Consider the following 24,854-nt stretch of genomic DNA (forward strand, 5'->3'; position numbering starts at 1 on the left):
ACATGTCCGTCCTGCACAGCGACGACGCGGTCGGGAAGCTGGTGTCCCGGCTGACGCTGGAGCAGAAGGTCGCCAGCTGACCGGCCTGAGCGTCATGCACCTGACCGATCGCAAGAAGCCCATACCGGAGGGGAAGGGGCCCGAGGCCGATCCGACCAAGCTGGCCGAGCTGCGGCCGCACGGAGTGGGCCACCTCGCGATGGCGTGGTTCCTCGGCCACGACGCGGACAGCCTGCGCTCGGCTGTCGCCGCAGTACAGGAGGCGGTACGGGAGGTGTCGCCGTTCGGGATCGGCGCGGTGATCCACAACGAGGCCGTCAACGGACCGCTGGAACGGCTGCAGTACACGCTCCCCGACGGCAGCCGCGGATTCGAAGCCGGCGACATCACCATCCAGGGCGCCTTCGCAGCCGATGACGTCAGGTGCCACGAGCCGGTCCCAGCGCCCGCCGCGATCCACTCTTGAGGAGACCACTCCATGCTGAAACCCCGCTCCACCGCCACCCGCGAACTGGTGAACCTCGACGGCCTGTGGAAGTTCGCCACCGCGGCGGGCGCAGGCGACCAGCCGTGGACCGGACCGCTTGACACCCCGCTCGAAGCCCCTGTGCCCGCCAGCTACAACGACCTGTTCACCGACAGCGCCATCCGCGACCACGTCGGCTGGGTCTGGTACCAGCGCACCGTGCGCGTGCCGCGCGGCTGGGCCGACGAGCGGGTCATCCTGCGCGTCGACGCCGCCACACACGAAGGACAAGTCTATGTGGACGACGTCCTGGTCGCCGAACATGTCGGCGGATACACGCCGTTCGAGGGAGATATTACCGAATACGTCGGCGCAGGGCGGGAGTTCAGGCTGACCATCGGCGTCAACAACGAGCTCACCCACACCACCGTCCCGCCCGGCCGCATCACCGTCGACCAGACGGGCCGACGCAAACAGACGTACCTGCACGACTTCTACAACTACGCGGGCCTCGCCCGCTCGGTGTGGCTGTACAGCGTGCCGGACATCTACGTCGACGACGTCACCGTCGTCACCGGCCTCGACGGTACGAGCGGCACGGTCGAGTACGAGGTGGAGACCAGCGGCCACGCTCAGGTGCGGGTCCGTGTCCTGGACGCCACAGGCGCCGAGGTCGCCGCCGCCGAGGGCGCGAGCGGTAGCGTGCGGATCGACGACGTGACGCCGTGGCGGCCGGGCGCGGCGTACCTGTACGACCTCGTCGCGGAGATCGTCGACAGCGCGGGGACGGTCCTCGACACCTACGCCCAGCCTTTCGGCGTACGCACCGTCGAGGTCCGCGGCATCCAATTCCTCATCAACGGCGAGCCGTTCTACTTCACCGGATTCGGCAAGCACGAGGACACCGCCGTGCGCGGAAAGGGCCACGACGACGCCTATCTGGTCCACGACTTCCAGCTGATGGAGTGGGCCGGCGCCAACTCCTTTCGCACCGCCCACTATCCGTACGCGGAGGAGGTGATGGACTTCGCCGATCGGCACGGCATCGTCGTCATCGACGAGACCGCCGCCGTCGGCCTGAACCTCGCCGTCGAGGCCGGCCTGCAAGGCACCCCGCCGAGACCCACCTTCTCGCCCGACACCTTTAACGACGAGACCCGTGCCGCCCACGCGCAGGCCATCCGTGAACTGATCACCCGCGACAAGAACCACCCCAGCGTCGTCATGTGGTGCATCGCCAACGAGCCCGCCTCCAACGAGGAAGGCGCCCGGGAGTACTTCGAGCCGCTCGTCGAACTCACCCGCAAGCTGGACCCGACCCGCCCGGTCACCTACGCGGCCGTGATGTTCGCGACCTCCGAGAACGACCGCATCGCCGAACTCTTCGACGTCATCTGCATCAACCGCTACTACGGCTGGTACATCGCGACGGGTGACCTCGCAGCCGCCGAGGCGATGATGGAGGGCGACCTGAACGGCTGGGCGGCGAAGTTCGGCAGGCCGCTGCTGATGAGCGAGTACGGGGCCGACACCATGCCGGGCCTGCACTCGGTGTGGGATCAGCCGTGGACGGAGGAGTACCAGTCGGCGTATCTCGCGGCCAGCCACCGCGCGTTCGACCGCGTCGAGGCCGTTGTCGGCGAACACGTGTGGAACTTCGCCGACTTCCAGACCTCGCATGGCATCCACCGCGTCGACGGCAACCGCAAGGGCGTCTTCACCCGGGACCGCAAGCCGAAGGCGGCGGCGCACGAACTTCGGCGCCGCTGGGTGGGGTTGGACGGGCGCAAGCCGTCTCGCCCCAGTGCTGGTTGAGGGCGTTGCCCTCCGTGAGCCGGACGGTGAGCGCTCGGCTCAGCCCGCGTCCGGCGTGGTGGCCCCCTCGTGCTGCGGGGGACCGGCTGTGGTTTGCGGCGCTGCCCGCGCTGATAGCCCGGCTGCGCTGGGCGCACGTGTTCCCAGTGACGCAGGGGACCTTGCTCGCCTGGCACCGAAGGCTTGTCGCGGACAGGTGGGACTACAGCACGCGCCGGAGCAAGCCGGGCAGGCCGCCGACCTGTCCCGCTCGGAAATACGATTCGATGCCGTGAGCTGTGGCGATGTCGTTTGGTCAGGCGGCCCGCTGGTACTTCTTGATCAACCCTCCGAGGGCGGATCGTCGTCGCGCGCAGCTTGGTGAGCCCGACGGCGCTCTCCCCGTCCGGCGACAATCTCGCCACGCGAACCACCCCGTCCTGCATGCCGCCGACGATCTGCATCCGTGCACCTTGGCTGTGAGAGAGACTTTCCGGGTTCGCAGGTGTGGCCTTCGCGTCAGTGGCCCCTGGCGATCCATTCGTCGAGGTGCGGAGCCTCGGCGCCGATCGTGGTCGACTCTCCGTGACCGGTGCGCACCACCGTCTCCGGTGGAAGGACGAGCAGCCGGTCCCTGATGGAGCGGACGATGGTCGGGAAGTGGGAGTAAGACCGGCCGGTCGCTCCCGGTCCACCGGCGAACAGGGTGTCCCCGGTGAAGACGGTGCCCAGATCCGGCGCGTGGAGCGAGATCGCCCCGGGCGTGTGCCCCGGCGTGCTGAGTACCGTCAACGCTGTTCCGGCCACGGTGATCCGCCGCATGTCGGAGAGGTAGCCGTCAGGGGAGCGGCCGGGGTGGGTGTGCTTCCAGAGCAGTCGGTCCTCGAGGTGGATCAGGACCGGGGCACCGGTCGCGTCCGCGAGGGCGGGGGCGGCGTCGATGTGGTCGTCGTGTCCGTGCGTGCAGACGATGGCCTTGAGCCGCCGGTCCCCGATGGCCTCGGTGATGGCTCCGGCATCGTGTGCCGCGTCGATGACGATCACTTCTTCGTCATCGCCCACGATCCAGACATTGTTGTCCACCTCCCATGTGCCGCCGTCCAGACTGAAGGTGCCGGACGTGACGAGGTGCTCGATACGCGGGCCGCCGCCCGTCACAGGGTCACCACCGAGCGCAGCACGTCGCCCTTGTGCATCCGGGCGAAGGCGTCCTCGCCGTCCTCCAGGGCGATGGTCTCCGATACGAACGCGTCGAGGTCCAGGCGGCCTTGGAGGTAGAGGTCGATGAGCAGAGGGAAGTCGCGCGACGGCAGGCAGTCGCCGTACCAGCTCGACTTCAGTGACCCGCCGCGGCCGAAGACGTCAAGGAGGGGCAGCTCCAGTGTCATCTCGGGGGTCGGTACTCCGACGAGTACCACTGTTCCGGCCAAGTCGCGAGCGTAGAAGGCCTGGTGATACGTCTGCGGTCGGCCGACGGCGTCGATGACCACGTCCGCGCCGAAGCCGCCGGTCAGTTCGCGGATCGCCCCGACCGGGTCGGTCTCCCGTGAGTTGACCGTGTGCGTGGCGCCCAGGGCAGTGGCAGTCGCGAGCTTACGGTCGTCGAGGTCCACGGCGATGATCTTCGCAGCACCTGCGAGGCGGGCGCCTGTCACGGCCGCGTCACCGACCCCGCCGCAGCCGATGACGGCCACGGAGTCACCTCGGGTGACCCCTCCGGTGTTGATCGCGGCGCCGAGCCCCGCCATGACGCCGCACCCCAACAGGCCCGCGGCAGCGGGGGACGCGGCCGGGTCGACCTTGGTGCACTGTCCGGCGGCGACGAGGGTCTTGTCCGCGAACGCGCCTATGCCCAGGGCGGGGGTGAGCTCGGTGCCGTCGGCCAGTGTCATTTTCTGTCGCGCGTTGTGCGTGTCGAAGCAGTACTGAGGTCGCCCGCGCCGACAGGCCCGGCAACGTCCGCACACTGCACGCCAGTTGAGGATGACGAAATCGCCCGGAGCCACGTCGGTGACGTCGGCGCCCACCGACTCCACCACGCCCGCCGCCTCGTGTCCCAGGAGGAACGGGAACTCGTCGTTGATCCCGCCCTCGCGGTAGTGCAGGTCGGTGTGGCACACCCCGCAGGACTGGATCCGTACCACCGCCTCGCCCGGGCCCGGATCGGGGATCAGGATGGTCTCGATGGCGACGGGCTCGCCCTTCGCCCGTGCCACAACTCCACGTACGTGCTGGGGCATTGCGCAATCCTCTCGAGTGGTGCAGGTGAGTAGTTCTGTGGGTGCAGACAGGGATGGTCAGGCGGCCGGACGGATGCGTATCGGCAGGGACTCCCATGCGCGCAAAGTGTTGTTGGCGTGCCGGCGCGGTGCGCCCGTCAGCTCGAACGACTCGACTCGCCGGGCCAGGGCGGTCAGTAGCGCCTCCGCCTCCAGGCGGGCGACGTGCTGTCCGATGCACTGGTGGATGCCCATGCCGAAGCCGACCTGGCCGGACGGGTCACGTGTGAGGTCGAAGCGGTCGGGCTCGCTCCAGCGGTCCGGGTCGCGGTTGGCGGCGCCGAGGAACATGAGGATCTTCGTGCCCTCCGGGATGGTGGTGCCGGCGATCGTGACATCGGTGGTGGCGGTACGGAAGAACGTCTGCACCGGCGACTGCCACCGCACTGCCTCGTCGAAGGCGACCCGCGCCAACTCCGGCCGCTCGCGAAGCCGTTGCCACTCCTGCGGTTGCGTGGCGAACGCGTAGAGGCAGGCCGCCAGGCCGTGCACGGTCGTGTCCACTCCCGCGGTGAGCAGTGACCGTACGACCAACGGAGCCTGCGCGTAGTTGAGTTCACCACGGTCGGCGGCTGCGCAGATCTCGGCGCCGAATCCGTTCGCCGTCAGGGCCTCGCGTGCGCACTGGGCGTTGACCCATGCTCCCAGCGCGGCAGCGCGGTGGGCGTCGGCGGCGACGAGGTCGTTACGCGGGCCGAACGCGTTGAAGGCCATGTTGCCGTACGGCAGGAGGTTCTCCCGGCCGTCGGGCCCCAGGCCCACGGCATCGGGGAAGGCCCGCAGCGGGAAAGCCTCCGCCAGTGCCGTGAAGGCGTCGAACTCCGGCCCGTTTTTGAGGACTTGGTCCACCAGTTCATCCGCCGTCGCGGCCCAGGTGTCGCGCAGGCGGCGCAGTGCGGGCGGGGCGAGGGTCTCGCGCAGGACCCGGCGTGGCGCGTCGTGCAGGGGAGGGTCGGCTTCGAGGAGCAGGCTCGGCGCACGCCAGGCTTCCTCGTGGCGGAAGTTCGCCAGGCCCACGCCCGAGCCCGACTCGAAGTGCTGCCAGTCCACCAGCGCGGCGTGCACCTGCTCGTAGCGGGCGAGCGCGTGGACGTCGTAGCGGGAGAGACGCACGACGGGGCCGGCCTCGCGCAGCGCCTGATGCAGGGGATCGGGGTTCAGCAGGTGCTCGTGGGCGAACGGGTCGGCGTCGCTGACGGGCTTCGCCACGGCACGTGCGGGTGCCTCGGTCATCGCGGCTCCAAGAGGATGAGTGGGAGGGGCTGGTGCGGCTCGGACGGGCCTCGCGGCCCTCACAGATCGAGGACGAGACGATCCCCGCACGACCGCGACACGCACACGAACATGCAGTTGTTCGCGGCCCGTTGGCGATCCGTGAGGATCGAGTCCCGGTGGTCCGGCTGCCCTTCGGTGACCGGTGTCAGACAGGTTCCGCAGGTGCCCTGCTCGCAGGACGACAGGACGTCCACGCCCGCCTCCCGGATCGCCTGCAGCACGGAGACGTCGCGAGGAACGGTGACGGTGCGCCCGCTACGCCGCAGTTCGACCTCGAAGGCCGCGTCCTGCACCGGCGCTGCTTGATCGGAGGCGGTGAAGCGTTCGGTGTGCAGGGCGTACGGAGCCCACGACGCGCAGGCACTTTCCACCGCGGCAAGCAGCGGGGCAGGGCCGCAGCAGTACACCTTTGTGCCCGGGAGCTCAGTGCCGAGCCAGGCTTCGAGGTCCAGAAGTCCGAGCTCGTCCTGCGGAACGATGCGCACCCGCGAGCCATAAGCCGCCGCGAGCTCGTCACGGAAGGCCATCGAGCCTCGGGTTCGGCCGCCGTACAACAACTGCCAATCCAGGCCGAGGAGTTCGGCCTGGCGCACCATCGGCAGCAGGGGAGTGATCCCGATGCCGCCCGCGACGAAGAGGTACTTCTCCGACGGCACCAGGGGGAAGTTGTTGCGCGGCCCGCCGACGCCGACCCGGTCACCCGGCCGCAGCCGGTCGTGCACGTACGCGGATCCCCCGCGCCCGTCAGGTTCCCTCAGGACGGCGACCCGGTACGTGTACGCGTCCCACCGGTCACCGCACAACGAGTACTGCCGAGTCGTCCCCTCCGGCAGTACGAGATCGATATGGGAGCCCGGCGTCCAGTCCGGCAGCCGTCCGCCGTCCGGATGCGTGAGCGTGAGGGACACGACGCCCTCAGCCACCCGCTCCTTCGCGGCGACGGTCAACGACACCGCGTTCCTTGTTCCCGGCCGACTCTTGTCGGGGCCGGGAACGGCATTCACAACCACGCTGGTTCCGACCACGTTGTCGCCTTCCATCGTTGGGTTCCAGGAAGGATGCGTGGGCCGCGGTGGAGGGCGCGACGCCATTCTCAATGAGTGAGAGAGGAATTCTCCGCTCGCTCAAGCGGCGCTCACCCCGATGTCGGTGCCCCCAGGGCACGGGAGATACCGCGTGCGGCGGTGCGGACCACCGAGGCGACGGAAGTGGCCCCGGCCTCGTTCGGGACGATCACCGACAGCGTGGCCAGCACCTTCCCCCGGCTGTCCCGCACCGGAGCCGCGATGCCCAGGGCGTCCGGGTGTACGTATCCGGGACAGCACGCGTATCCCTGCTGCCGGACGTCCGCGAGCACGGCGCGCAGTTGCGGCGCGGTGGCGGGCGTGGCCTCGGTATAACGGTGCAGGGGTTCGGCTAGGACTCGATCGCACAAGTCTGCGGATCCGTGGGCGAGCAGGACCAGACCGCTGGACGACGCGTGCAACGGCAGACGGCCCGCGATGCGGGTGTAGTTGATGACCGCGCCAGGCGCGCTCAGCCGCTCCACGAACAGCACATCGTCGCCGTCGAGGACGCCCAACTGCACGTGGTGGCCCACCACGTCGTGGACGCCCTCCATGAAGGGCATGGCGGTGTCGCGCAGAGAAAGTGCGGGCGAGGCGCGCGTCACCAGCCCCCACATGCGTATGCCGATGCGTACCCGCCGGTCCGCGTCGCGTGCGAGGAAGCCGTGCGAGACCAATTCGGCGACCAGCCGCGATGCGGTCGCCATGTGCAGGCCCGTACGCCGGGAGATCTCCGAGACGGTCAGGGCCGGCTCCTCGGGCGTGAACGCCTCGAAGATCCGCACGGCCCGGGCCAGTACCGACTCGCCGTTCTGTGACTTCACGTGGCCATCATCGGATTCCTGCCGGGCGCGTCAAGATCCCGGCTCGATTTCGGTTCACGTGAAGGACGCGTCCCGGCGTCACATCGCAGCCCACCCGTCGTCCACGGGGAGCACCGCGCCAGGGTGCCCGCGCAGCGCAAAAGGGGCCGCGCGTCCCATGGCGTCGCGTACGTGCGGGACGATGCCTCGGGGAGCGCGCAGTGCCGCCTGTGTCGGGCGACGATGCATGTCTTCCACTTCAACGCTGCCTCGGGCTACGGCAGTTGGGCCCGCCCGCAGTCGGCGCGAACGGGCACTCCACGTGGCCCTTACGAGGTCAGGCGGTTGTCGCAGGGCCGGGCGGCAGGTGGACCGTCATGATCAGGTGGCAGGTTTCGGTGCCCGCACCGCGGTAGGTGTGGGTGGCGTCGCCGTCGAAGGTGGCGGTCTGTCCGGCTTCCACGGGGTGCTCGGCGCCGTCGACGATCAGGACCATCTGTCCTGAGGTGACGCTGACGGTTTCGACGACTCCGGCCTGGTGGGGGTGGCTGGGGTATTCCTCGCCGGGTTCCAGTCGCCAACGCCAGACCTCTACCGGGGCCGGTCCTGAGGTCGTCAGCATGAGCCGGGCCTCGCTGCCCCGTTCTCCGGCCCACAGGGGCATCACGGCGTCGGCGTCCACGACGCGGACGCGTCCGTCGGCCGGTCCTTCCATCAGGGCGGATACCGAGACGCCGAGCGTGTCGGCCAGCCGGACCAGGGTGGCGAAGTTCGGGTTGCCCTGTGCCTTCTCCAGTCCGACCAGGGCCCCCTTGCTGACCTTGGCGCGCCGGCCGAGTTCGTCCAGGGACAGGCCCGCACGGGTGCGGGCCGCCCTGACGTTGTGGGCGAGTGTCCGCAGGGCTGCCTCTGTCTCGGCCATCCCCTCACCATCCTCACAGTGGGCCACTGGAATGCACCGCACGGTCGTTTGGTTGACCGGGTCGGTCGTTTCATCGTACGGTTTAGTCGTTCCGCTGAATAGTAAGGGATGTACCCGTGATCGCTCTGCTGCTGGCTCTGGGCAGCTCACTCGCCTACGGATGCGCCGACTTCCTCGGCGGCCTCGGTGCCCGAAAGGCGCACGTTCTGCGCACCGTGATGGTCGCCGCCCCGGCCAGCCTCGCAGTCGAGCTGCTGCTGTGGCCGGTCCTCGGCGCGTCGTTCAGCCCGGCCGCGCTCGGCTGGGGTGCCGCCTCCGGTGTCGCCTCGGCCGCCGCGTTCGCCCTGCTCTACAAGACCCTGGCCATCGGCCCCATGAACGTCCTGTCCCCGGTCACCGCGCTGGTGTCCGCCGCGCTGCCCGTCGGCGTGGGCCTGATGCAGGGCGAGCGCCTGGGTATGGCCGGACTCCTGGGCCTGCCGCTCGCGCTGGCGGCGGTGGTCCTGGTCAGCGCCGGGCACGGCGCGGGCTCCGCGCGGCCTTCCCGGACGGCGCTGCTGCTGGCCTTGGGTGCGGGCGCCGCGATCGCGCTCCAGCTGATCTTCCTGCACCAGGCGCCGTCGGACAGCGGGATGGCCCCGCTGGTCATCGGCAGGGCGGTCTCCTCCGCGGTCACCCTGGTCGCGGCCGGGATCATGCACCGCAGGCTCGGCCCCGAGAAGCCCGCCTACGCCATGTCGGCCGCCGCCGGGGTGTTGGACTCGCTGGCGAACCTGTTGTTCCTGCTCGCCGCCCGCAGCGGAGACCTCACCGTCGTCGCAGTGATCACCGCCCTCTACCCGGCCGGCACCGTCCTGCTCGCCCGCAAGGTGCTCGCCGAACGCATCCACCGCGGTCAGCTCGTCGGGCTGGGCACCGCCGCCGTCGCCGTCAGCCTCCTCGCCCTCACCTGAGCGATCCCACAGTCAAGGAGAAACACATGTTCATCCAGCCCTGGGACGCCGGCCTGGACGACGCCGAATGGCAGACCTGGATCGCCGATGGCCACGACTTCGGCCAGCTCAGCGTCAACGGCCTGCCCGGCCAGCCGCCCACCGTCGTCCCCACCCACTTCACTTCCGACGGCAACCAGCTCCTCATCCACCTTGCCCGGCCCAACCCGGTCTGGAAGGCGATCGAGCACGACCCGAACGTCACCTTCACCGTCATCGGCGACTACGCCTTCGTCCCCGGCCCCTGGCGCGTCAAGCCCGACACACCACCCACAGACGGCGTCCCCACCAGCTACTACGCCACCGTCCAGTTCACCTGCCACGCCCACATCGTCGACGACCCCGAGGCCAAGGCTGAGCTGCTGCGCCGCCAGCTCGCCCACTTCCAGCCCGACGGCGACCACGGCCCCGTCGACGTCGACCAGCCGCCTTACGGCCGGATGCTGCCCGGCATCCGCGGCCTGCGTCTGGAAGTCACCGACGTGCGGGCCAAGTTCAAGTACGACGACCACAAGCCCGTCGAGCACCGCACCGCCGTCGCCGACCTCCTCGCCGGACGTGGCCAGGGCCTGGATGCGCCCACCGCGCGCCAGCAGCTCCGACGCCTGGACCGCATCGGCCCTTGGAAGCCCTGACCACCACCCCACGCCATAGGAACGGAACCCCGCCCATGACCGCCTTCGGCATCAGCCCCGCCGTCGCAGACGCCTTCCCCGACACCCTCATCGCCCTGGTCACCGCCACCGGCGTGCACGGCCACGAACCCTGGCCCCACACGGCCGCCGCTCTGGAGAACCTGGAGGAGCAGCTCGCTGACGGCTCCTGGCAGCCCGCCGACGAGACCGACCCGCGCATCGAGGCGTGGCACGCCGCCTACCGCTCCTTCGGCACCAATCCCCGCCGCATCCGCCCCAGCGTCGACGCGCTCGGCCGCCGCTTCGCCAAGAAGGGCATCCTGCCGCGCATCAATCCGGCCGTCGACTCCTACAACGCCGTCTCCGTCCGCCACGGCCTGCCCGCCGGCGCCTTCGATCTGGACCATGTCACCGGCGACGTCGAAATTCGCCACGCAGACGGCAGCGAGGAGTTCACCCCGCTCGGCGAACCCGACACCATCGAGAATCCCAAGCCCGGCGAGATCATCTACACCGACACCACTGGCGTCCTGACCCGCCACTGGAACCACCGCGACGCTCACCGCACCCGCGTCACCGAGGACTCCACCCACGTCGCCTTCGTCCTCGAAACCCTCCGGGCCGACCGCGACGGCCACCTCCTCAAGACCGCCGCGCACGAGCTGCAGGGCCTCCTCCTTCCGCACGCCGAGCAAGCCCGGGTGTACTACCTCAGCCCGGATCAGCCCCAGGCAGGAGCCTGAGTCCCGACGGCCAGCTCCAGCACGGTCGCCGGCGTCCCCGTCGTCATGGAGGGCCTGGGCGAAACCATCTTCGGGCCTCGGGGGGAGCCACCCGTCTGCGCTGCCGCGGCACCTTCCTCGCGACGACGGTCCTCCTCGTCCCATTTCCTCGGCAACCCGCTTGATCGACTCGGTTCCGGCGTCGACGCTATAGGTGCCAAGAACCACGTCCGGGCTGGTCACGCGGCATGTTGGTACTCGTGCAGGATACTGCCGAGGCGGTCGTGTCGATGGACCTCGAGGTGGGTGAGCCGGTCGGGTTCGCTGATCGGTTCGGGCAGGGGACGGAGCGGCGCGGCGCTTGCGGGAGTGCGGTGGGGGCGATGCTGGTTGTAGAACTGCTCGTACGCGCGCAGGGCGTGGAGTAGATGGGCCTTGCTCCAAATCAGGGTGCGGTCGAGGAGCCCGGTCCGGCAGGTTCGCACCCATCGCTCCATGATCGCGTTCATACGCGGCATCCGGACGCCGGTCTGTACGACCTCGATACCTTCCGCCTGGAGGACGGCGTCGAAGCGGCCGGACAGCGAACGTCCCGGTCCCGGATCAAGAACTTCACCTTGGCGCCTGTCTCCTGAAGATCCATCACCGTGTTGGGCGCGAGTTGGGTGACCCGGGCCGCGGTCGGGTGCGCGGTCGGGTGCGCGGTCGCGCCGAGGATTCGCACGCGCCGCGTGGCGTGCTCGATCACCGCGAGGACGTGCAGGGTCGTCCCGGACAGGGGCTTGGACTCGAAGAAGCCGGCGGCGAGGATGGCCTGTGCTTGAGAATGCAGGAATGCCGCCCAGGTGGTGCTATTGCGCTCGGGCGCGGGGTCGATGCCGTGTTCCTTGAGGGAGTTCCACACGGTGGAGGCGGCGACCGTGATGCTGAGAGCGGCGAGTTCGCCGTGTATGCGCCGGTACCCCAAAACGAGTTCTCCCGTGCGAGCCGGAGCGCCAAGACGCGGACGGAATACACGGTGCGCGGTCGACCGGGGCGCTTGGGACGTGAGGCCTTGGCGTGGCGGCGGCGCAGCAGGTGGCGCCAATGCAGCAGCGTGTCGGGGGAGTTGATCAACTGGGGTCGATGAAGGTGTACTCGGGGGAGGCGGTGCAGAAGCGCGGTGAGCAGTGCGCGGTCGGGTCAGGTGAGCTTCGGCTTGTCGATCTGCCGCTGCAGCACGGCGAGTTGATGGCGCTGCGCCAACATTTCGGCGTCCTTGTCGCGGTCACCCATCGGCAGGAGCCGTATCAGGGTGAACATCCTCGTCAGGGTGATGTACGGCAGTCGCAGCAGCACCGGACCGTCCTGGCGTCGGCCGGAGCCAGCCGGCAATCACCGAGCAGGTCCCTACCGTCACCCCTGACTGGCAGGGACTCACGACAGTGCTCACACGTGGCCTGACCAGCACGGACGAGGTTACTGGCACCTTCAGGGTCACCCCGGTTCGCCTTGGGCACGCCAAGGTCCGGATGCTGCCAGGCCCGACCATCCCGAACACGCCGTGCTGTTGTCGACGCGCGCCAGGGAGCGCGTGACACCCACCAGCCAGAGAGAATTGCTGAAAGTTTCTGCAAGTGATTGCCGGAGTGGGAAGCGACTGTTTGACTCGCCTGGCGACAGGCAACAACGGCCCGGGCGCCGGGCAGCTCTCAGCGATCCGGCAAAGGCCGCCCTGGATCAGGCGCCACCATCCGCACCGCGAACTGCGGGGCGGGCCACGGCGCGCCCCCGTTCCGTGACCGGCCTGGCAACCCCTTTCAGCCCGAGAGGAACACCATGAGCGTCGAGATCGACGTCCTCGTCCTGGGGGGCGCCGGCGTGGACACGATCGTGCACGTCCCCGAGCTGCCCCTTTCGTTCGCCGACAGTTACATGATCCGGCCAGGTATCCGGACACGCGCGGGACAGAGCGGCGACTTCGTCGCCCTGGGGGTGAGCAGCCTGGGACTGCGTACGCACCACCTCGACCTGATCGGCGACGACCACGAGGGCGACCTCGTCCGCGCTTTCCACCGGGACCAGGGCATCGCGTTCACCACGAGCCTCCAGCCCGAGGGCACTAAACGAGCGGTCAACCTCGTCGGCCCCGACGGGCGAAGGCTGTCCCTGTACGACGACACCCGCTCGCAGGAGACAGACCGGCTCCCCGAAGCGACGGTCCGGGAACTGGCCGCCGCGAGTCGTCACGCGCACGTCGTCATCACCTACCCGTGCGCGTTCACGCTGCCCACGCTGCGCGAAGCCGGCGTGACCATCTCCACCGACCTGCACAACTGGGACGGTATGAACCCCTATCACGAGGTATTCGCCTACGAGGCCGACCTCGTCTTCCTGTCCACCACCGCCCTGGCCGACCCCGAGCGGACCATGCGCCGGATCGTCGAGCGAGGCCGCGCCCGGGCGGTCATCGCCACGGCCGGGGCGGACGGGGCGTATCTCCTGGTCGATGGCGAGCTGTCACACATCCCCGCCGTCACACCCCCGGCACCGGTCGTGGACTCCAACGGCGCAGGCGACGCATTTGCGTCCGCCTTCGTCTACGGCTGGCTTAACGGTGAGCCTGCTGAGCGCTGCGGCCTGTACGGCGCGGTGGCCGGAGCCCATGCCTGCACCGTGCCGTCGATGCGTACCGACAGCATCACACGCGACGAACTCCACTCCCGCCTCGTGGAGTTGCAATGTGATGCGGCGCCCGCCGAGCACCGCGCCGAAGAAGCGGGACGGCACGGATGAGCGCCGCCACGCGAACATCCGGTTACGACGTCGTCGTCCTGGGCGGAGGAGTCGCCGGCAGCGTGTTGGCCGCGCGCCTCAGCGAAGACCCAGCCCGCACGGTCTGCCTGGTGGAGGCGGGCCCCGACTACGGCCCCATGTGGCGCATGTGGCCTCGCATGCTTTGCCGCGCAGGTACTCGGGGGGCTGGTCTTCGAAAAGGGCGCGCCAGCGCGTCGCCATTGCCCGGGCACTCGTGCCGCAACCCGCCGTCCTAGTCCTCGACGAAGCGGTGTCCGCCCTCGACGTCTCGGTCCAGGCGCAGGTGCTCGGCTGCTCGCGGATCTGCGCGAACAGCTCGCCGTCTCCTATGTGTTCGTCACCCACGACCTGGCCGTCGCGCAGCAGATCACCGACGAGGTTCTGGTCATGCACCGCGGCCGCGTCGTCGAGCAGGGCCCACGGACCGAATCCTGTCGACCCCCGAACACCCCTACACGCGCGGGTTGTTGGATGCAGTGCCGCGTGCGGGGTGGCGGCCGGGAGGCGCCGCTGCCAGTCCACTCTGAGGCCGCCTCCCTTGTCTGGACTCTTTGGGGGTGTCGGCCGGAAAGGACGTACAAGCGGCGGCTCAAGGAGATCAAGGAGGTCGAGGAACTGCCGGAGGGGGTGCAGGAGATGCTGCGCCGGGCGTACGACATCGGCCTTCGCATCAACTCGGAGCTGGGGACGGAGGAACGACGGGAGTCGCAGGCGAAGCGGTACGCCCGGATCAAGCGGATCCGGCGGATCCAGGCGGAGATGATGTCGGCGGCGCGGCACGAGGTGCTCTCCGCGCGCAGCGAACCGGGCGCCGACCCGGAGGTCGTCGACCGGGTGCTGCGGCAGTTGGATGTGCGGAGCCTTCGGTGCAGCCGATCGTCAGCCCCGGCCGATGCGCGGCGCGCGGCCGTTGCGTTCGATCACGTGGTCCGGGAGGGCGGAGGCCGCCTCGTCGGAGGCGATCAGGGCAGTCGCCGTGTTGATGCGGGGCAGCGCGTAGGGGTGCTGCTCGGCCAGCCAGCGGACCAGCTGTTCACGGACCGTGACCCGCACCGTCCAGATGTCGTCCGCGTCCTTGGCCGTGACCAGGGCGCGGACCTCGATCGTGCTGGGGGTGGTGTCGGTGACGGCCAGGCCCCAGTCGCGGCCGTCCCAGGCGGCGCACTCGCGCAGGATGTCGTGCAGTCGCTCGCGCATCTGCGGGACCGGCGCGCTGTGGTCGAGGTGGAAGAAGACGGTGCCGGTCATCTGGGCGCCGCCGCGCGACCAATTCTCGAACGGCTTCGACGTGAAGTACGACACCGGCATCGTGATCCGGCGCTCGTCCCAGGTGCGTACAGCGAGGAAGGTGAGCGTGATCTCCTCGACGGTGCCCCATTCGCCGTCCACGACGACCGTGTCGCCGATCCGCACCATGTCGCCGAACGCGATCTGCAGTCCCGCGAAGAGGTTGCCGAGCGTGGACTGGGCGGCGACACCGGCGACGATGCCGAGGACACCGGCGGAGGCGAGCAGCGAGGCGCCCGCGGTCCGGAACGCGGGGAACGTCAAGAGCATCGCGGCCACCGCCACCACGCCGACGATCGCGATCACGACCCGCTGGATCAGCGTGACCTGGGTGCGCACACGGCGGACCCGGGCCGGATCGCGATGGGCGGTGGCATAACGGGCGTAGGACGACTCGACGATCGCGGCCGCGATCCGCACGACGAGCCAGGCGGTCGCACCGATGAGGACGAGACTGAGGGTCTGTCCGATCCCCGCGGTGTGATCCTCGGCGATCTTCGCCTGGTCGTACGACCCTCTCAACAGGGCCGTGCAGAGCACGAATTGGAGGGGCAGTCGGCAGCGGCGCAGCAGTCCCCACAGCGGGGTCTCGTGATGCCGGCGGTCGGCGCGCTGCAGCAGACGGTCGACGGCCCACCCCACCAGCAGGGTAAGCACGAGCGAGCCACCGACGACGATCAGTGGGCGCAGTACGTTCTCCATGACTCGACGCTAACCGGGATCGGCCACCTCTAACCTGTGATGTTCCTGGCGCCATGGAGCGCACGAACATCATGCTCCACTCGACGTACGGCCCGAGGCCGCCGTGGAGGCCGCCGCCGACCGGTGCGTGCCGCCGGGCACACGGCGTGGACCCCGGATCTCTTCGAGGGTCGCACCTTCGACAGCGTCGAGGAGAGCAGCGCGTATCGGGAGAGACCGGCAAGGACGAGCTGCTCAAGCGGGCCGTGCTCGCCGCCGCCCCCTACTCCGAGCGGTGCCTGGTGCAAGAGCTCCTTGCGGTCGCCGTTCTCGAGCTTGCTGACCTTCGACTTGTGCCAGCCGAGCTGTTGGGCGAGTTGCTCGCCGGTGAGCCGGCCAGCGGGGCGGCGCAGTCTCGTTCCCGCAGTCGTACCCCGAGGGCCAGAGTGTCTCCAGGACCGACGGACGGACGTCGCGGCGCGGTGGTGCGGGCCGGGTGTGAGCGGAACATTCGCCACCAGTGATCTTCGCGAGATACCGCAGGTGGTTGCGTTCCGACGGGTCGAGGCTGAGCGCATCGGCCAGCGCGTTCACCACCGCCACCGAAGGATTACGGTCACGGCCCTGTTCGATGCGGGTCAGGTATTCGACGCTGATGCCGGCCCGCGCGGCGAGATCCAGGCGTCGTAGACCCGGTGACCGGCGGCGGCCGCGATCCGGTAGACCCAGCGACTCCGGCTGGGTGCTGTCGCGCTTGGCCCGGATGAAGTCCCCTAACGGCGTACCCATGTTGGGAGCATACGGTGCTGCCTGCTGATCGCGGAGTGCTCAGACTGGCCCAGTGGGGGCCAGCCTGAACACGGTCTGGCTGGAGCCACGGCGCGGGCTGATCGTGGTGGGCATGGAAAAGAACAGGCACAAGCTGGTGATCATCGTCGGAAGCGTCCGGGATGGACGGTTCGGCCCCGTTGTGGCCTCGTGGGTCGTCGAACAGGCAGGCGTTCACGGTGGTTTCGATGTGGAAGTCGTCGATCTGGCCGAGATCGACATCCCGTTGGCGCTGCCTGCGGCATCGCCGAAGTTCGCCGGCGACGACTACCCCCGTCCGGCCGGGATGGCGGCACTGACGTCGGCTCTGGAGAACGCTGACGCGTTCATCGTGGTCACACCGGAGTACAACCACAGCTATCCCGCGTCGTTGAAGGCGGCCATCGACTGGCATTTCACCCAGTGGACGGCCAAGCCCGTCGCCTTCGTCAGCTACGGTGGTGCAGCAGGTGGTCGGCACGCGGTGCTGCACCTGGAGAACGTGCTGACCGAGTTGCACGCGGTGACGATTCGCGATGGTCTGCCCTTTCCGAACTACTTCACGGCGTGGCAGGACGGCCGTCCCCTCGCCCCTGAGGCCCCCGGGTACGCCAAGGCGCTGCTCGACCAGTTGGCCTGGTGGGCTGCCGCGCTCCGGTCTGCGCGCAACGCCGCTCCGTACCCGGCGTGAGCGTGGCGACGATGGAGTACCTCCCGCTCGGGCGCACCGATCTGCTGGTCAGCAGGCTCGCGCTCGGCTGTATGGGATTCGCGGATCCGGCGCAAGGAGTCAACACCTGGGCCCTGGACGAGCCTGCGGCAGCAAGAGCGCGAGATCGCCGTGCAGGCCGAGGCCACGCGGGGACGCATCGCGGAACTCACCGCACAACTGGAGGAGTTCGACCGGGTCGCCGAGGAGGTCCGCATCACCCGCAAGACCCTGCAGGCGCTGCCTGATCCGTCCCCGCCGACGCCGCCGGCCGCGAAGCTGCCGGACCATCCGGCCTACCGGCAGATCATGGCGGTGTCCGCCGCGGCCGACGCCCCGCTGCGGGCACGGGCGGTCTGCGAGGCGATGGATCTGGAGATCGCACCCAGCAACGTCAACAACGTCCGGCTGAAGCTCAAGCGGCTGGTCGAACGCGGGATCCTGATCGAGACCGAGCAGGGGTTGTTCACCCAGCCACGGCCATAGCCACCCGGAGAGGCCACCACCAGCCCGACAACCCCAGCCGCAAGCGCGAAACAGGCAGCACGTCACTTACCGCCCTCTCAGGCTGGGCGTTCGGTGGTGAGGGTGATGCGGCCGTCTGTCCAGGCTGGTAGGCGCTGGGCGAGTTTCCTTAGGGACGGGCCTCGTACGTGGTGCAGGTGCACCACGAGTTTCGTGCCGAACAGCGCCTGGAAGTGGACTCCGAGGCCCCGCCCGGTGCCGGTGAATAGTTCGTTGGCCGGGACGTCGGGCTCCGGTGGTTCGTTGAGCCGGTACACGCACAGAGCCTGACGGTCCGGGACCGGTCCGGGGAGGACGGCGACCGCGCGGACCGCCGGCCAGCCCAGTTTGATCACGGGAACGTATCCGTACGCCTGGTGGTACGCGACTCCGCCGGGATGGAAACGGACGGCCGGGTCGTCAGGGCGACTCGGCGCGGGCCCGCCCGTATACGCGCGGACCGTGGTCAGCAGCGTGCTTCCCGGCCGATAGAACAGCGACTCGTCGCCCACCGCGCGGCTCCTTCGCAGGCTCGTCCGTCGAGTCTCGCTAGTTTCCCAGTTTTTCCCATTGCTTGACGTGTGTGCAGCTGTCTAGTCCGAAACCCTCGGCAGAGGCTTTGGTCGCCAGTGCTGCTTTCTGAACGATGCCCACGACCCCCACCCGCCGGAACGCCACACTGCTACACATTCAGGCGACGACAAACTATCTACTCACTCACATACCGCCCTCTCACATGCGGCGGCTGCAGGCGAGAATGGCGCACATCGACGGGCCGGAAGAGCGGTCGATTCCCGCTTCTGCCAAAATCGGACGTTACGCTTGGCCTCTGCGCCGCCACCCTGCAATACAGATCTACCGAGGATGTCGTGACCAAGCCCGTGGCCCGCGCGTCTCAGCGCCGCAATGCACGATCCAACCGGGCGCGCATCCTGGACACGGCCCGCCAGGAGCTCGGCCGGAACCCGAACATCACGATGGAGGAACTCGCGAGAGCCGCCGGTGTCGTGCGGCGAACGCTCTTTGGGCATTTTGCCGGGCGGGAAGCCCTGCTGGCCGCGCTCGCCGACGAGGCGTCCGCAGCGCTGCGGGAGGCGGCGGAGGACGCGGTGGGGCTGGATGAGCCGGCTGAGCGGGCCCTGGCGCGGCTGTTCCTTGCGATGTGGCCCGTCGGAGACAGGTACCGGATGCTCTTGGCGCTGGCTCGCAGCCACTTGGGAGCCGAACGCATAACGGGGATCCTTGCTCCGATCCGAGACGCGGCGACGGACATTTTGGAAAAGGGACAGCGGGAGGGAGTTTTCCATTCCCACCTGCCACCCGTGGCGCTCAGCGCCGGACTGGAAGCGCTGACGGTCGCCTTGCTGGAGAGCGTTAATGACGGGGTACTAAATGATGATGTCGTCCCTCTCGTCATCGCCACCCTGATCGCTGCCGGAGTGCCGGAGAAACGTGCGAGTGACGTGGTCGTGGACGTCTCTTCCGTGATCAATGCCAAGCCAGGCTTCGGTGATGGCACCTGATCCCGGTCGCTGCGCCTCCATCGATCCGAGCCGCGCCGTGGCCACGAGGTGGGGGTCTGCTCCTGCTCGCAGGCTCCCGCCTCGGGTAGGAGCTGTCATGGCACACCGGGTCGAGAGACATCAGAGCTGTGGGTGCCTCTGCCCCGACCCACTTCGGTGAGCCGTAGCTTCAGGGGAAATTCTGGATGACTTGCTCAGACCAGATCGTCTTTCCGTTCTGGCCATGGCGGCAGCCCCATCGTCCGCCGAGTCGAGCGACGAGAAACAGGCCGCGTCCTCCCTCGTCGGTTGTGCGGGCACGCCGCAGGCGGGGTTGGGTGCTGCTGGAGTCGGTGACCTCGCATACGAGGACGTCATGGCGAATCAGACGGAGGTCCATCGGCGGACGCCCATAGCGGATGGCGTTGGTAACCAGTTCGCTGACGATGAGTTGGGTGGTGAAGAGGAGGTCGTCCAGGCCCCACATGGTGAGTTGGCGGGTTATCCACTCTCGAGTCTTGGAGACGGCGGCCGGATCGGCCGGGATCTCCCAGTGAGCGGTGTCCGCCGCTGGGATGGCGCGGGTGCGGGCCAGGAGCAGAGTCGCGTCGTCGCGCGGCGCTTGGTCTGTCAGGTCGGCGAGGAGAGCCCCGCCGGTTTCGTCCAGCGCGCGATCCGGACGGCATGACGCGGCGAGGGCATCCGTCAGGCGCCGCAGGCCTTGGTCGATGTCGCGGTCGCGCTGTTCGACCAGGCCGTCGGTGTAGAGGGCGAGCACGCTGCCCGGCTCGACGTGGATCACGGTGGTCTCGTATGGCATGCCGCAGACGGCGAGCGGTGGCCCCGGGGAGATCGCGACGACTTCGGCGGTCCCGTCGGGCCGGACCAGGACGGGTGGCGGGTGCCCGGCACTGGCTATGGCACATCGTTGGGTGACCGGGTCGTAGACCGCGTACAGGCATGTGCCGCCGATGATGTCGTGGTCGCCGGCTGGGGCTTCGGCCGCGAGGCGCTGGACCAGGTCCGCGAGCCGGGTGAGCAGCTCGTCCGGTTCGAGTTCCAGGTCCGCGAGCGTCTGGATGGCGGCGCGCAGGCGGCCCATGGTGGCGCTTGCGGGCATGCCGTGGCCGACGACGTCTCCGGCGACAAGTGCCAGCCGGAGAGAGGGCAGAGCGATGGCGTCGTACCAATCGCCGCTGATTTCGGCTCCGCCGCCTGCGGGCAGGTAGGCGCTGGCGGTCTCGGCTGCAGGACTGTCGGTCGTGGCCGGGGGAAGGAGGCGCTGCTGCAGCACTACGGCCGCCCTGTGCTCGCGCGTGTAACGGCGGGCGTTGTCGATGGCGAGCGCACCCCGTGAGGCGATCTGTCTCATGAGATCCGCCTCGTCCTCGGTGAAGGGGTCGGATCGGCCGCATCGCCAGGCCGATATGGCGCCGAGCGTGAGCCCGCGGGCATGCAACGGTGCCACCATCACCGAATGGGCGTCCTTCGGGACGAGATACTCGACCAGCTGTGGGTCGCTGACCATGGCGATGTAGTCGTCACGGCCGAAGACGACTGTGTCGCCGTGTCGGAAGCTGCGCAGGAGGGGGTGGTCGGGAAGGGGCGGGACGGGGTCGCCGCGCTTGATGTCGGCCGGCCACACTGCGGTGGTCGGCGCAAGGGCCGCGTTGCCCATGTCTCCACCGCCCAGCTGCTTCGAGGGTTCTTCCCCGTTGAAAACGGGGTGCGCAAGGTCGACTGCGGCGAGATCCGCGAACGCAGGTGCGAGAACGTTCGCAAGGTCCTGCGCAGTGCGCACGACATCCAGGGATCCTCCTACTCGCTCGGCCACCTCGCGGGCGAGATCCAGATTACGAAGGGCACGCATCTGGTCGGCGTTGTCCATGTAGAGGGCTGCGACCCCCGTGGGGCGTCCTCGCGCGTCCTCCAGACGGAAGGCGGACAGCGACAGCGCGTGCTGCCGCGCTGGATCGTGCCGCCAGCTCACTTGCTGGTTCTTGCGGATCACTGGGGCACCTGTCTCGAGTACCTGGCGCAGTACTGCCTCGAGGTTCTCGGCGTCCTTGGCGCACAGTACGTCGCTCAGCCGAGCGCCCGGCTGTACTGGACAGCCGTCGAGAGGGCCCGGCGTGGCGTTCGTTTGCACAGTGGTGAGATCCGTGTCGTGCACAGCGATCGTGATCCGGTTCTGTGCGGACAGTGCACGCAGGAGCGCTGCGCCCTGCTCGTGGTCGGCGACGTGGTGTGTGGGAGCCGCCAGGACGAGGACCTCCGCCGAGCCCACTTTTGTGGTCCGGAAGGTGACATCGACGGTGTCGCCGCACTGGTGCCACAGCCGTACCCGGCCGGACGCCGGCATCTCCGTGGTGTCGCGCAGGTCGTCCGGGAGGTTGGCCACCAGTTCCTGCGCGGGGCGGCCACAGACCTCCTCGGCGCGGAACCCCGTCAGGTCCTCTGCTGCCTTGGTCCACCGCAGCACCGCGCCTCGATTGTCGAGGACGGCGGCTGCCGGACCGTCGCAGGCGTACAACCTGCCGCTGGGACCGGAACCGGAGACGCCCGTCGATCCTTGGGAGGCGCCTGCCGAGTATGCGTTCTTGACACTCTCTGTATTCATCTTTGGGCTTCTTTCCGAGATCCTGGGGCTCGAGAGATCGGCCCGCTGTGGCGGCCGTCGGCCGCCTGGTCGGCAGCGCGTCACACCGCAACGGCCTTGGAGCGCAGGTCTTGTTCGGCCCATACGACCTTGCCGTCCGTGGCGGAGCGGGAGCCCCACCTGCGGGACAGCTGCGCGACGAGGAAAAGACCGCGGCCGTTCTCGTCGATGCTGTGGGGACGACGGGGGCGTGGGTGGCTGGTGTTGCTGTCGGAGACTTCGCAAGTCAGGACTTGGTGCTGGATGAGCTGTAGGAAGATCGGCCCGCCGCCGTAGCGGATGGCGTTGGTGACCAGTTCACTGACGATCAGTTCCACGGTGCTTACCAGATACTCAAGCCCCCATTCGCTGAGCTGATGAACAGCTGCCTGCCGGGCGATGCGGACGGCGGCCGGCTCATTCGGCAGTTCCCAGGAAGCGACCTGGGCCGGTTCGAGTCCGTGAGTCCGCGCAAGGAGCAAGGTGACATCGTCGGCCGGGGCCTGGGACGGCAAGGCCTCGATCACCTGAGAGCACAGGTCTTCCAGGGACGAACCGGTCCTGGCCAGGGCGACGCCCAGACGATCCAGGCCCACGTCGATGTCGTCGTCGCGGGACTCGACCAGACCGTCGGTGTAGAGCGCGAGCAGAGTTCCCTCGGGCAGTTCTAGTTCCACGGACTCGAAGGGGACTAGGCCGAGGCCGAGGCCGAGCGGGGCCCCGGCGGGCATGTCGGGGAAAATGACATGACCCTGCGGGTCGATGATCGCGGGCGGGGGATGTCCGGCCCGCGCCATCGTGCACTGCCGGGTGACCGGGTCGTAGACGGCATACACACAGGTGGCGCCCACCACCGCGGGGTCCTGGTCGGGAGCGTCGGCGTCGTCCTCGTTCAGGCGCCGGACCGTGTCATCTAGGTGCGTCAGCAGTTCGTGGGGAGGCAATTCCATGTCCGCGAGCGTGCGGACGGCGGTGCGCAGCCTGCCCATGGTCGCCGCAGCGTTGATGCCGTGTCCGACCACATCGCCGACGACGAGGGCCACCCGGGCGCCGGACAGTTTGATGACGTCGAACCAGTCGCCCCCCACGCCGTGGTCCATGTCAGCCGGCACGTAGCGCGAGGCCACCTCGACGGCGGCGCCGCCTCGCACATGGTGGGGGAGCAGGTCGCGTTGGAGCGTGAGGGCCGTGGTGCGTTCGTGAGCGTACCGGAGAGCGTTGTCCAGGCAGAGCGCGGCGCGGGTGACGAGCTCCTCGGCGAGGAGCAGATCATCCTCCTGGAACGGCGTCTGCTCCTCGGAGCGGAAGAACAGCGCCAGTCCCAGCACGCAGCGCCGCGCACGGATGGGGACGACCATCAAAGAGTGGACCCCGGTGTCACGGACCTTCTGCGCCCGCACCGGGTCGTGGTCGACCCATGGGCCAGCGGTGTCCAGCACGGCTTCCAGGTGAGCGCCGCCCGTGCGCAGGGCGTTGGCGAAGGACGAGGCGGGGTGGACGTGGACCACCTCTTCGCGCACCCACGGCAACTCCGGGACATCTGGGTCGATGGTGGCCAGGCCGGCACGGCGCAGCAGAGGGAGGCGGCCGCTCGTCGTGCCGATCCGCCCCGAGGGCTCCACCCCGAACGGAACCGACTCCACCAGGTCGACGAGGGCGTGGTCGGCCAGCAGGGGCACGGCGAGGGCGGCCAGTTCCTGCCCGGTCTGCACGACGTCGAGGGTGCTGCCGATGCGCGTGCGGGCTTCGCTGAGGATGGCAAGGCGCTCACGCGCCCGCCGATTGCCGGTGACATCCACGCTCAGGGAGCACACCGCCAGTGTCTCGCCGTCGGCGTCCTGGAGGCAGAAGAACGAGGCCGAGAACACGTGCGCCCGGCCACGGCCCGCCGGTGGCCACGCCCGGTACTCGTGGACCTTGGTGGTGCCGCTCTCCAGCACCTGCTGCATCACTGCCTCGAGTGCTTCGGCCTCGAAGCCTGGGAACAGATCTTTCAGGTGGCGTCCGAACCATCGGTCACGAGGAACGCCAACGTGGTGCTCCATGACGTCGTTCACCAAGGTGCAGTGCAGTTGCAGGTCATGAACGAGGATGCCGATTGGTGCGCGGGCGAGGAGCGACTCCCGCACCGGTCCGTTGGTCGCCTCCGAGGACAGGGTGCCGATGTCGGTCACGGATACCAGCCACTGGGTGCTGGCGTCCTGTCCCCAAAGCAACGAGAGCCGCAGAGTCATTTTGAGCGTGTGGCCGACGCGGTGGCGGACCGCCACGGTGCCGGACCAGCCACCCTGGGCACGACACTGCTCGGCGTGCGACGCAGCCCTCAGGGCCTCCTCGGGAGGCGGCAGCACGTGTGCGGCGAACCGGCCTACCACCTCCCGGGCCGTGTACCCGACCAGCTGCCGGGCGGCATGCGTCCACCCGACCACCGTCCCCTCCGCATCGAGCATGGCTATTGCCGCATCGGGTATCTCTCGGGGGCTCACCGGCTCGGCGAGTGGCGTGTGGTCGGTGTTCGTCATCCGGCTCTTTCCATCGGTGCGGAGGTGTGAGACAGCGTCGACATGTAACTTTCGTCGGCTTTGTCCACTTCTGATTGAAGTGTCAGATGCGATCGCTTCATCGTCAAGTAAAAAATGATGGATTCATCAGAATTGTTGCTCTCATTGATGGGCGTGCCGATGCCCGCCACGCAGGAACCGATTCGAACCCCGTCGTGCCCCAGACCCGCCAGGCACTCGTCCGCGCCGGGCGGCAGGTCCTGGCCGAGTCTGGCGGCAGCAAGGCCAGCGTCCATGCCGTCGCGGAGCGTGCGGACGGGGGCCTCCGCTCCGTCTACAACCACTTCACGGGCAAGTCGGGCCTATTCGACGCGGCCGTGGACGATGCACTGAAGGAGTAGGCCCAAGCCGTCGACGAACGCCTGCACGGCGTGGACGATCCGCCGAGCACCTGGCTGAGGGCGTTGGCGTGCG

23 protein-coding genes and 5 pseudogenes are annotated in these 24,854 nt (G+C 68.9%); 14 read left to right on the plus strand and 14 right to left on the minus strand.

Translation table 11 applies throughout. The features are described 5' to 3' along the window. The first annotated feature begins 94 nt into the window (after positions 1-94). The gene (locus tag OG574_RS40665) at positions 95-466 is read left to right on the plus strand and encodes a hypothetical protein (protein ID WP_326777270.1); all 372 of its coding nucleotides are present in this window, start codon (positions 95-97) and stop codon (positions 464-466) included. Between the two features lie 12 nt (positions 467-478). Continuing rightward, entirely contained in the window at positions 479-2,281 is a 1,803-nt protein-coding gene (gene uidA, locus OG574_RS40670; RefSeq protein WP_326777271.1) for a beta-glucuronidase, read from the plus strand. Between the two features lie 498 nt (positions 2,282-2,779). On the opposite strand, the gene OG574_RS40680 is transcribed toward uidA, so the two are convergent. From OG574_RS40680 to OG574_RS40705, 6 genes are all read right to left on the minus strand, one after another. Next, positions 2,780-3,418 (minus strand): MBL fold metallo-hydrolase, encoded by a 639-nt coding sequence (locus OG574_RS40680; protein ID WP_326777272.1) that lies wholly within the window; start codon positions 3,416-3,418, stop codon positions 2,780-2,782. After that, positions 3,415-4,500, minus strand: a complete 1,086-nt coding sequence (locus tag OG574_RS40685; protein ID WP_326777273.1) for an S-(hydroxymethyl)mycothiol dehydrogenase — start codon at positions 4,498-4,500, stop codon at positions 3,415-3,417. Before OG574_RS40685 ends, OG574_RS40680 begins: the two co-directional genes overlap by 4 nt. 57 nt (positions 4,501-4,557) lie before the next feature. Beyond that, positions 4,558-5,772 carry a cytochrome P450 gene (locus OG574_RS40690; RefSeq protein WP_326777274.1) on the minus strand — a complete coding sequence of 405 codons (1,215 nt, stop codon included), beginning with the start codon at positions 5,770-5,772 and terminating at the stop codon, positions 4,558-4,560. A gap of 59 nt (positions 5,773-5,831) precedes the next feature. Next, positions 5,832-6,839, minus strand: a complete 1,008-nt coding sequence (locus OG574_RS40695; protein WP_326778769.1) for a PDR/VanB family oxidoreductase — start codon at positions 6,837-6,839, stop codon at positions 5,832-5,834. Positions 6,840-6,949: 110 nt separating this feature from the next. After that, positions 6,950-7,705, minus strand: a complete 756-nt coding sequence (locus tag OG574_RS40700; protein WP_326777275.1) for an IclR family transcriptional regulator — start codon at positions 7,703-7,705, stop codon at positions 6,950-6,952. A 316-nt stretch (positions 7,706-8,021) separates the two neighbouring features. After that, positions 8,022-8,606: a helix-turn-helix domain-containing protein gene (locus tag OG574_RS40705; protein ID WP_326777276.1), complete on the minus strand. Its 585-nt coding sequence runs from the start codon at positions 8,604-8,606 to the stop codon at positions 8,022-8,024. Between the two features lie 116 nt (positions 8,607-8,722). Between OG574_RS40705 and OG574_RS40710 the strand changes: the two genes are divergently transcribed. From OG574_RS40710 to OG574_RS40720, 3 genes are read left to right on the plus strand one after another with little or no spacing between them, the layout of a single operon-like run. After that, on the plus strand, positions 8,723-9,559 hold the full coding sequence (locus OG574_RS40710; RefSeq protein WP_326777277.1) for an EamA family transporter: 837 nt from the start codon (positions 8,723-8,725) through the stop codon (positions 9,557-9,559). A 26-nt stretch (positions 9,560-9,585) separates the two neighbouring features. Continuing rightward, positions 9,586-10,233 carry an FMN-binding negative transcriptional regulator gene (locus OG574_RS40715; RefSeq protein WP_326777278.1) on the plus strand — a complete coding sequence of 216 codons (648 nt, stop codon included), beginning with the start codon at positions 9,586-9,588 and terminating at the stop codon, positions 10,231-10,233. 35 nt (positions 10,234-10,268) lie between these two features. Then, positions 10,269-10,976: a B3/B4 domain-containing protein gene (locus OG574_RS40720; RefSeq protein ID WP_326777279.1), complete on the plus strand. Its 708-nt coding sequence runs from the start codon at positions 10,269-10,271 to the stop codon at positions 10,974-10,976. A 218-nt stretch (positions 10,977-11,194) separates the two neighbouring features. Here the strand turns inward: OG574_RS40720 and OG574_RS40725 are convergent. Next, positions 11,195-12,125: pseudogene (locus OG574_RS40725) on the minus strand (integrase core domain-containing protein). A 12-nt stretch (positions 12,126-12,137) separates the two neighbouring features. Beyond that, positions 12,138-12,293: a hypothetical protein gene (locus OG574_RS40730; protein ID WP_326777280.1), complete on the minus strand. Its 156-nt coding sequence runs from the start codon at positions 12,291-12,293 to the stop codon at positions 12,138-12,140. A 480-nt stretch (positions 12,294-12,773) separates the two neighbouring features. Here OG574_RS40730 and OG574_RS40735 point away from each other — a divergent pair, with 480 nt between their 5' ends. From OG574_RS40735 to OG574_RS40750, 4 genes and pseudogenes are all read left to right on the plus strand, one after another. Further along, positions 12,774-13,730, plus strand: coding sequence for an adenosine kinase (locus OG574_RS40735; protein ID WP_326777281.1), 957 nt, complete (start codon positions 12,774-12,776; stop codon positions 13,728-13,730). After that, on the plus strand, positions 13,727-13,987 hold the full coding sequence (locus tag OG574_RS52845; RefSeq protein ID WP_442816878.1) for a lycopene cyclase family protein: 261 nt from the start codon (positions 13,727-13,729) through the stop codon (positions 13,985-13,987). The genes OG574_RS40735 and OG574_RS52845 overlap by 4 nt, the downstream gene beginning before the upstream one ends. A 195-nt stretch (positions 13,988-14,182) precedes the next feature. Beyond that, positions 14,183-14,278: a hypothetical protein gene (locus OG574_RS52850; protein WP_442816946.1), complete on the plus strand. Its 96-nt coding sequence runs from the start codon at positions 14,183-14,185 to the stop codon at positions 14,276-14,278. A 52-nt stretch (positions 14,279-14,330) separates the two neighbouring features. After that, positions 14,331-14,618 (plus strand): annotated as a pseudogene (locus tag OG574_RS40750) (Na+/H+ antiporter); the annotation flags it as partial. 12 nt (positions 14,619-14,630) lie between these two features. Here OG574_RS40750 and OG574_RS40755 read toward each other — a convergent pair. Further along, entirely contained in the window at positions 14,631-15,740 is a 1,110-nt protein-coding gene (locus tag OG574_RS40755; RefSeq protein ID WP_326777282.1) for a mechanosensitive ion channel family protein, read from the minus strand. 53 nt (positions 15,741-15,793) lie between these two features. Between OG574_RS40755 and OG574_RS40760 the strand changes: the two are divergent. Continuing rightward, positions 15,794-16,024 (plus strand): annotated as a pseudogene (locus OG574_RS40760) (dienelactone hydrolase family protein); the annotation flags it as partial. 18 nt (positions 16,025-16,042) lie between these two features. Here the strand turns inward: OG574_RS40760 and OG574_RS40765 are convergent. Continuing rightward, a pseudogene (locus tag OG574_RS40765) lies at positions 16,043-16,164 on the minus strand (helix-turn-helix domain-containing protein); the annotation flags it as partial. Next, positions 16,164-16,508: pseudogene (locus OG574_RS40770) on the minus strand (helix-turn-helix domain-containing protein); the annotation flags it as partial. The pseudogenes OG574_RS40765 and OG574_RS40770, both read right to left, overlap by 1 nt. A gap of 112 nt (positions 16,509-16,620) precedes the next feature. Between OG574_RS40770 and OG574_RS40775 the strand changes: the two are divergent. Together OG574_RS40775 and OG574_RS40780 are read left to right on the plus strand one after the other, a co-directional pair. Next, on the plus strand, positions 16,621-17,217 hold the full coding sequence (locus OG574_RS40775; protein ID WP_326778770.1) for an NADPH-dependent FMN reductase: 597 nt from the start codon (positions 16,621-16,623) through the stop codon (positions 17,215-17,217). Positions 17,218-17,367: 150 nt separating this feature from the next. Continuing rightward, the gene (locus tag OG574_RS40780) at positions 17,368-17,721 is read left to right on the plus strand and encodes a hypothetical protein (RefSeq protein ID WP_326777283.1); all 354 of its coding nucleotides are present in this window, start codon (positions 17,368-17,370) and stop codon (positions 17,719-17,721) included. Positions 17,722-17,798: 77 nt separating this feature from the next. Here the strand turns inward: OG574_RS40780 and OG574_RS40785 are convergent, their stop codons facing one another. Next, a complete protein-coding gene (locus OG574_RS40785; protein WP_326777284.1) occupies positions 17,799-18,251 on the minus strand; it encodes a hypothetical protein in 453 nt (150 codons plus the stop codon). Between the two features lie 357 nt (positions 18,252-18,608). On the opposite strand from OG574_RS40785, the gene OG574_RS40790 reads away from it, so the two are divergent. Further along, the gene (locus OG574_RS40790; protein ID WP_326777285.1) at positions 18,609-19,262 is read left to right on the plus strand and encodes a TetR/AcrR family transcriptional regulator; all 654 of its coding nucleotides are present in this window, start codon (positions 18,609-18,611) and stop codon (positions 19,260-19,262) included. 169 nt (positions 19,263-19,431) lie between these two features. On the opposite strand, the gene OG574_RS40795 is transcribed toward OG574_RS40790, so the two are convergent. Both OG574_RS40795 and OG574_RS40800 read right to left on the minus strand, forming a co-directional pair. Then, positions 19,432-21,861, minus strand: a complete 2,430-nt coding sequence (locus tag OG574_RS40795; RefSeq protein ID WP_326777286.1) for an ATP-binding SpoIIE family protein phosphatase — start codon at positions 21,859-21,861, stop codon at positions 19,432-19,434. Between the two features lie 80 nt (positions 21,862-21,941). Next, entirely contained in the window at positions 21,942-24,401 is a 2,460-nt protein-coding gene (locus tag OG574_RS40800; RefSeq protein WP_326777287.1) for a SpoIIE family protein phosphatase, read from the minus strand. Positions 24,402-24,595: 194 nt separating this feature from the next. Between OG574_RS40800 and OG574_RS40805 the strand changes: the two genes are divergently transcribed. Next, positions 24,596-24,781 carry a TetR/AcrR family transcriptional regulator gene (locus OG574_RS40805; protein WP_323136463.1) on the plus strand — a complete coding sequence of 62 codons (186 nt, stop codon included), beginning with the start codon at positions 24,596-24,598 and terminating at the stop codon, positions 24,779-24,781. Positions 24,782-24,854: the final 73 nt, after the last annotated feature.

Origin of the sequence: Streptomyces sp. NBC_01445 (assembly GCF_035918235.1) — a bacterium.
In the GTDB taxonomy this organism is placed as follows: domain Bacteria; phylum Actinomycetota; class Actinomycetes; order Streptomycetales; family Streptomycetaceae; genus Streptomyces.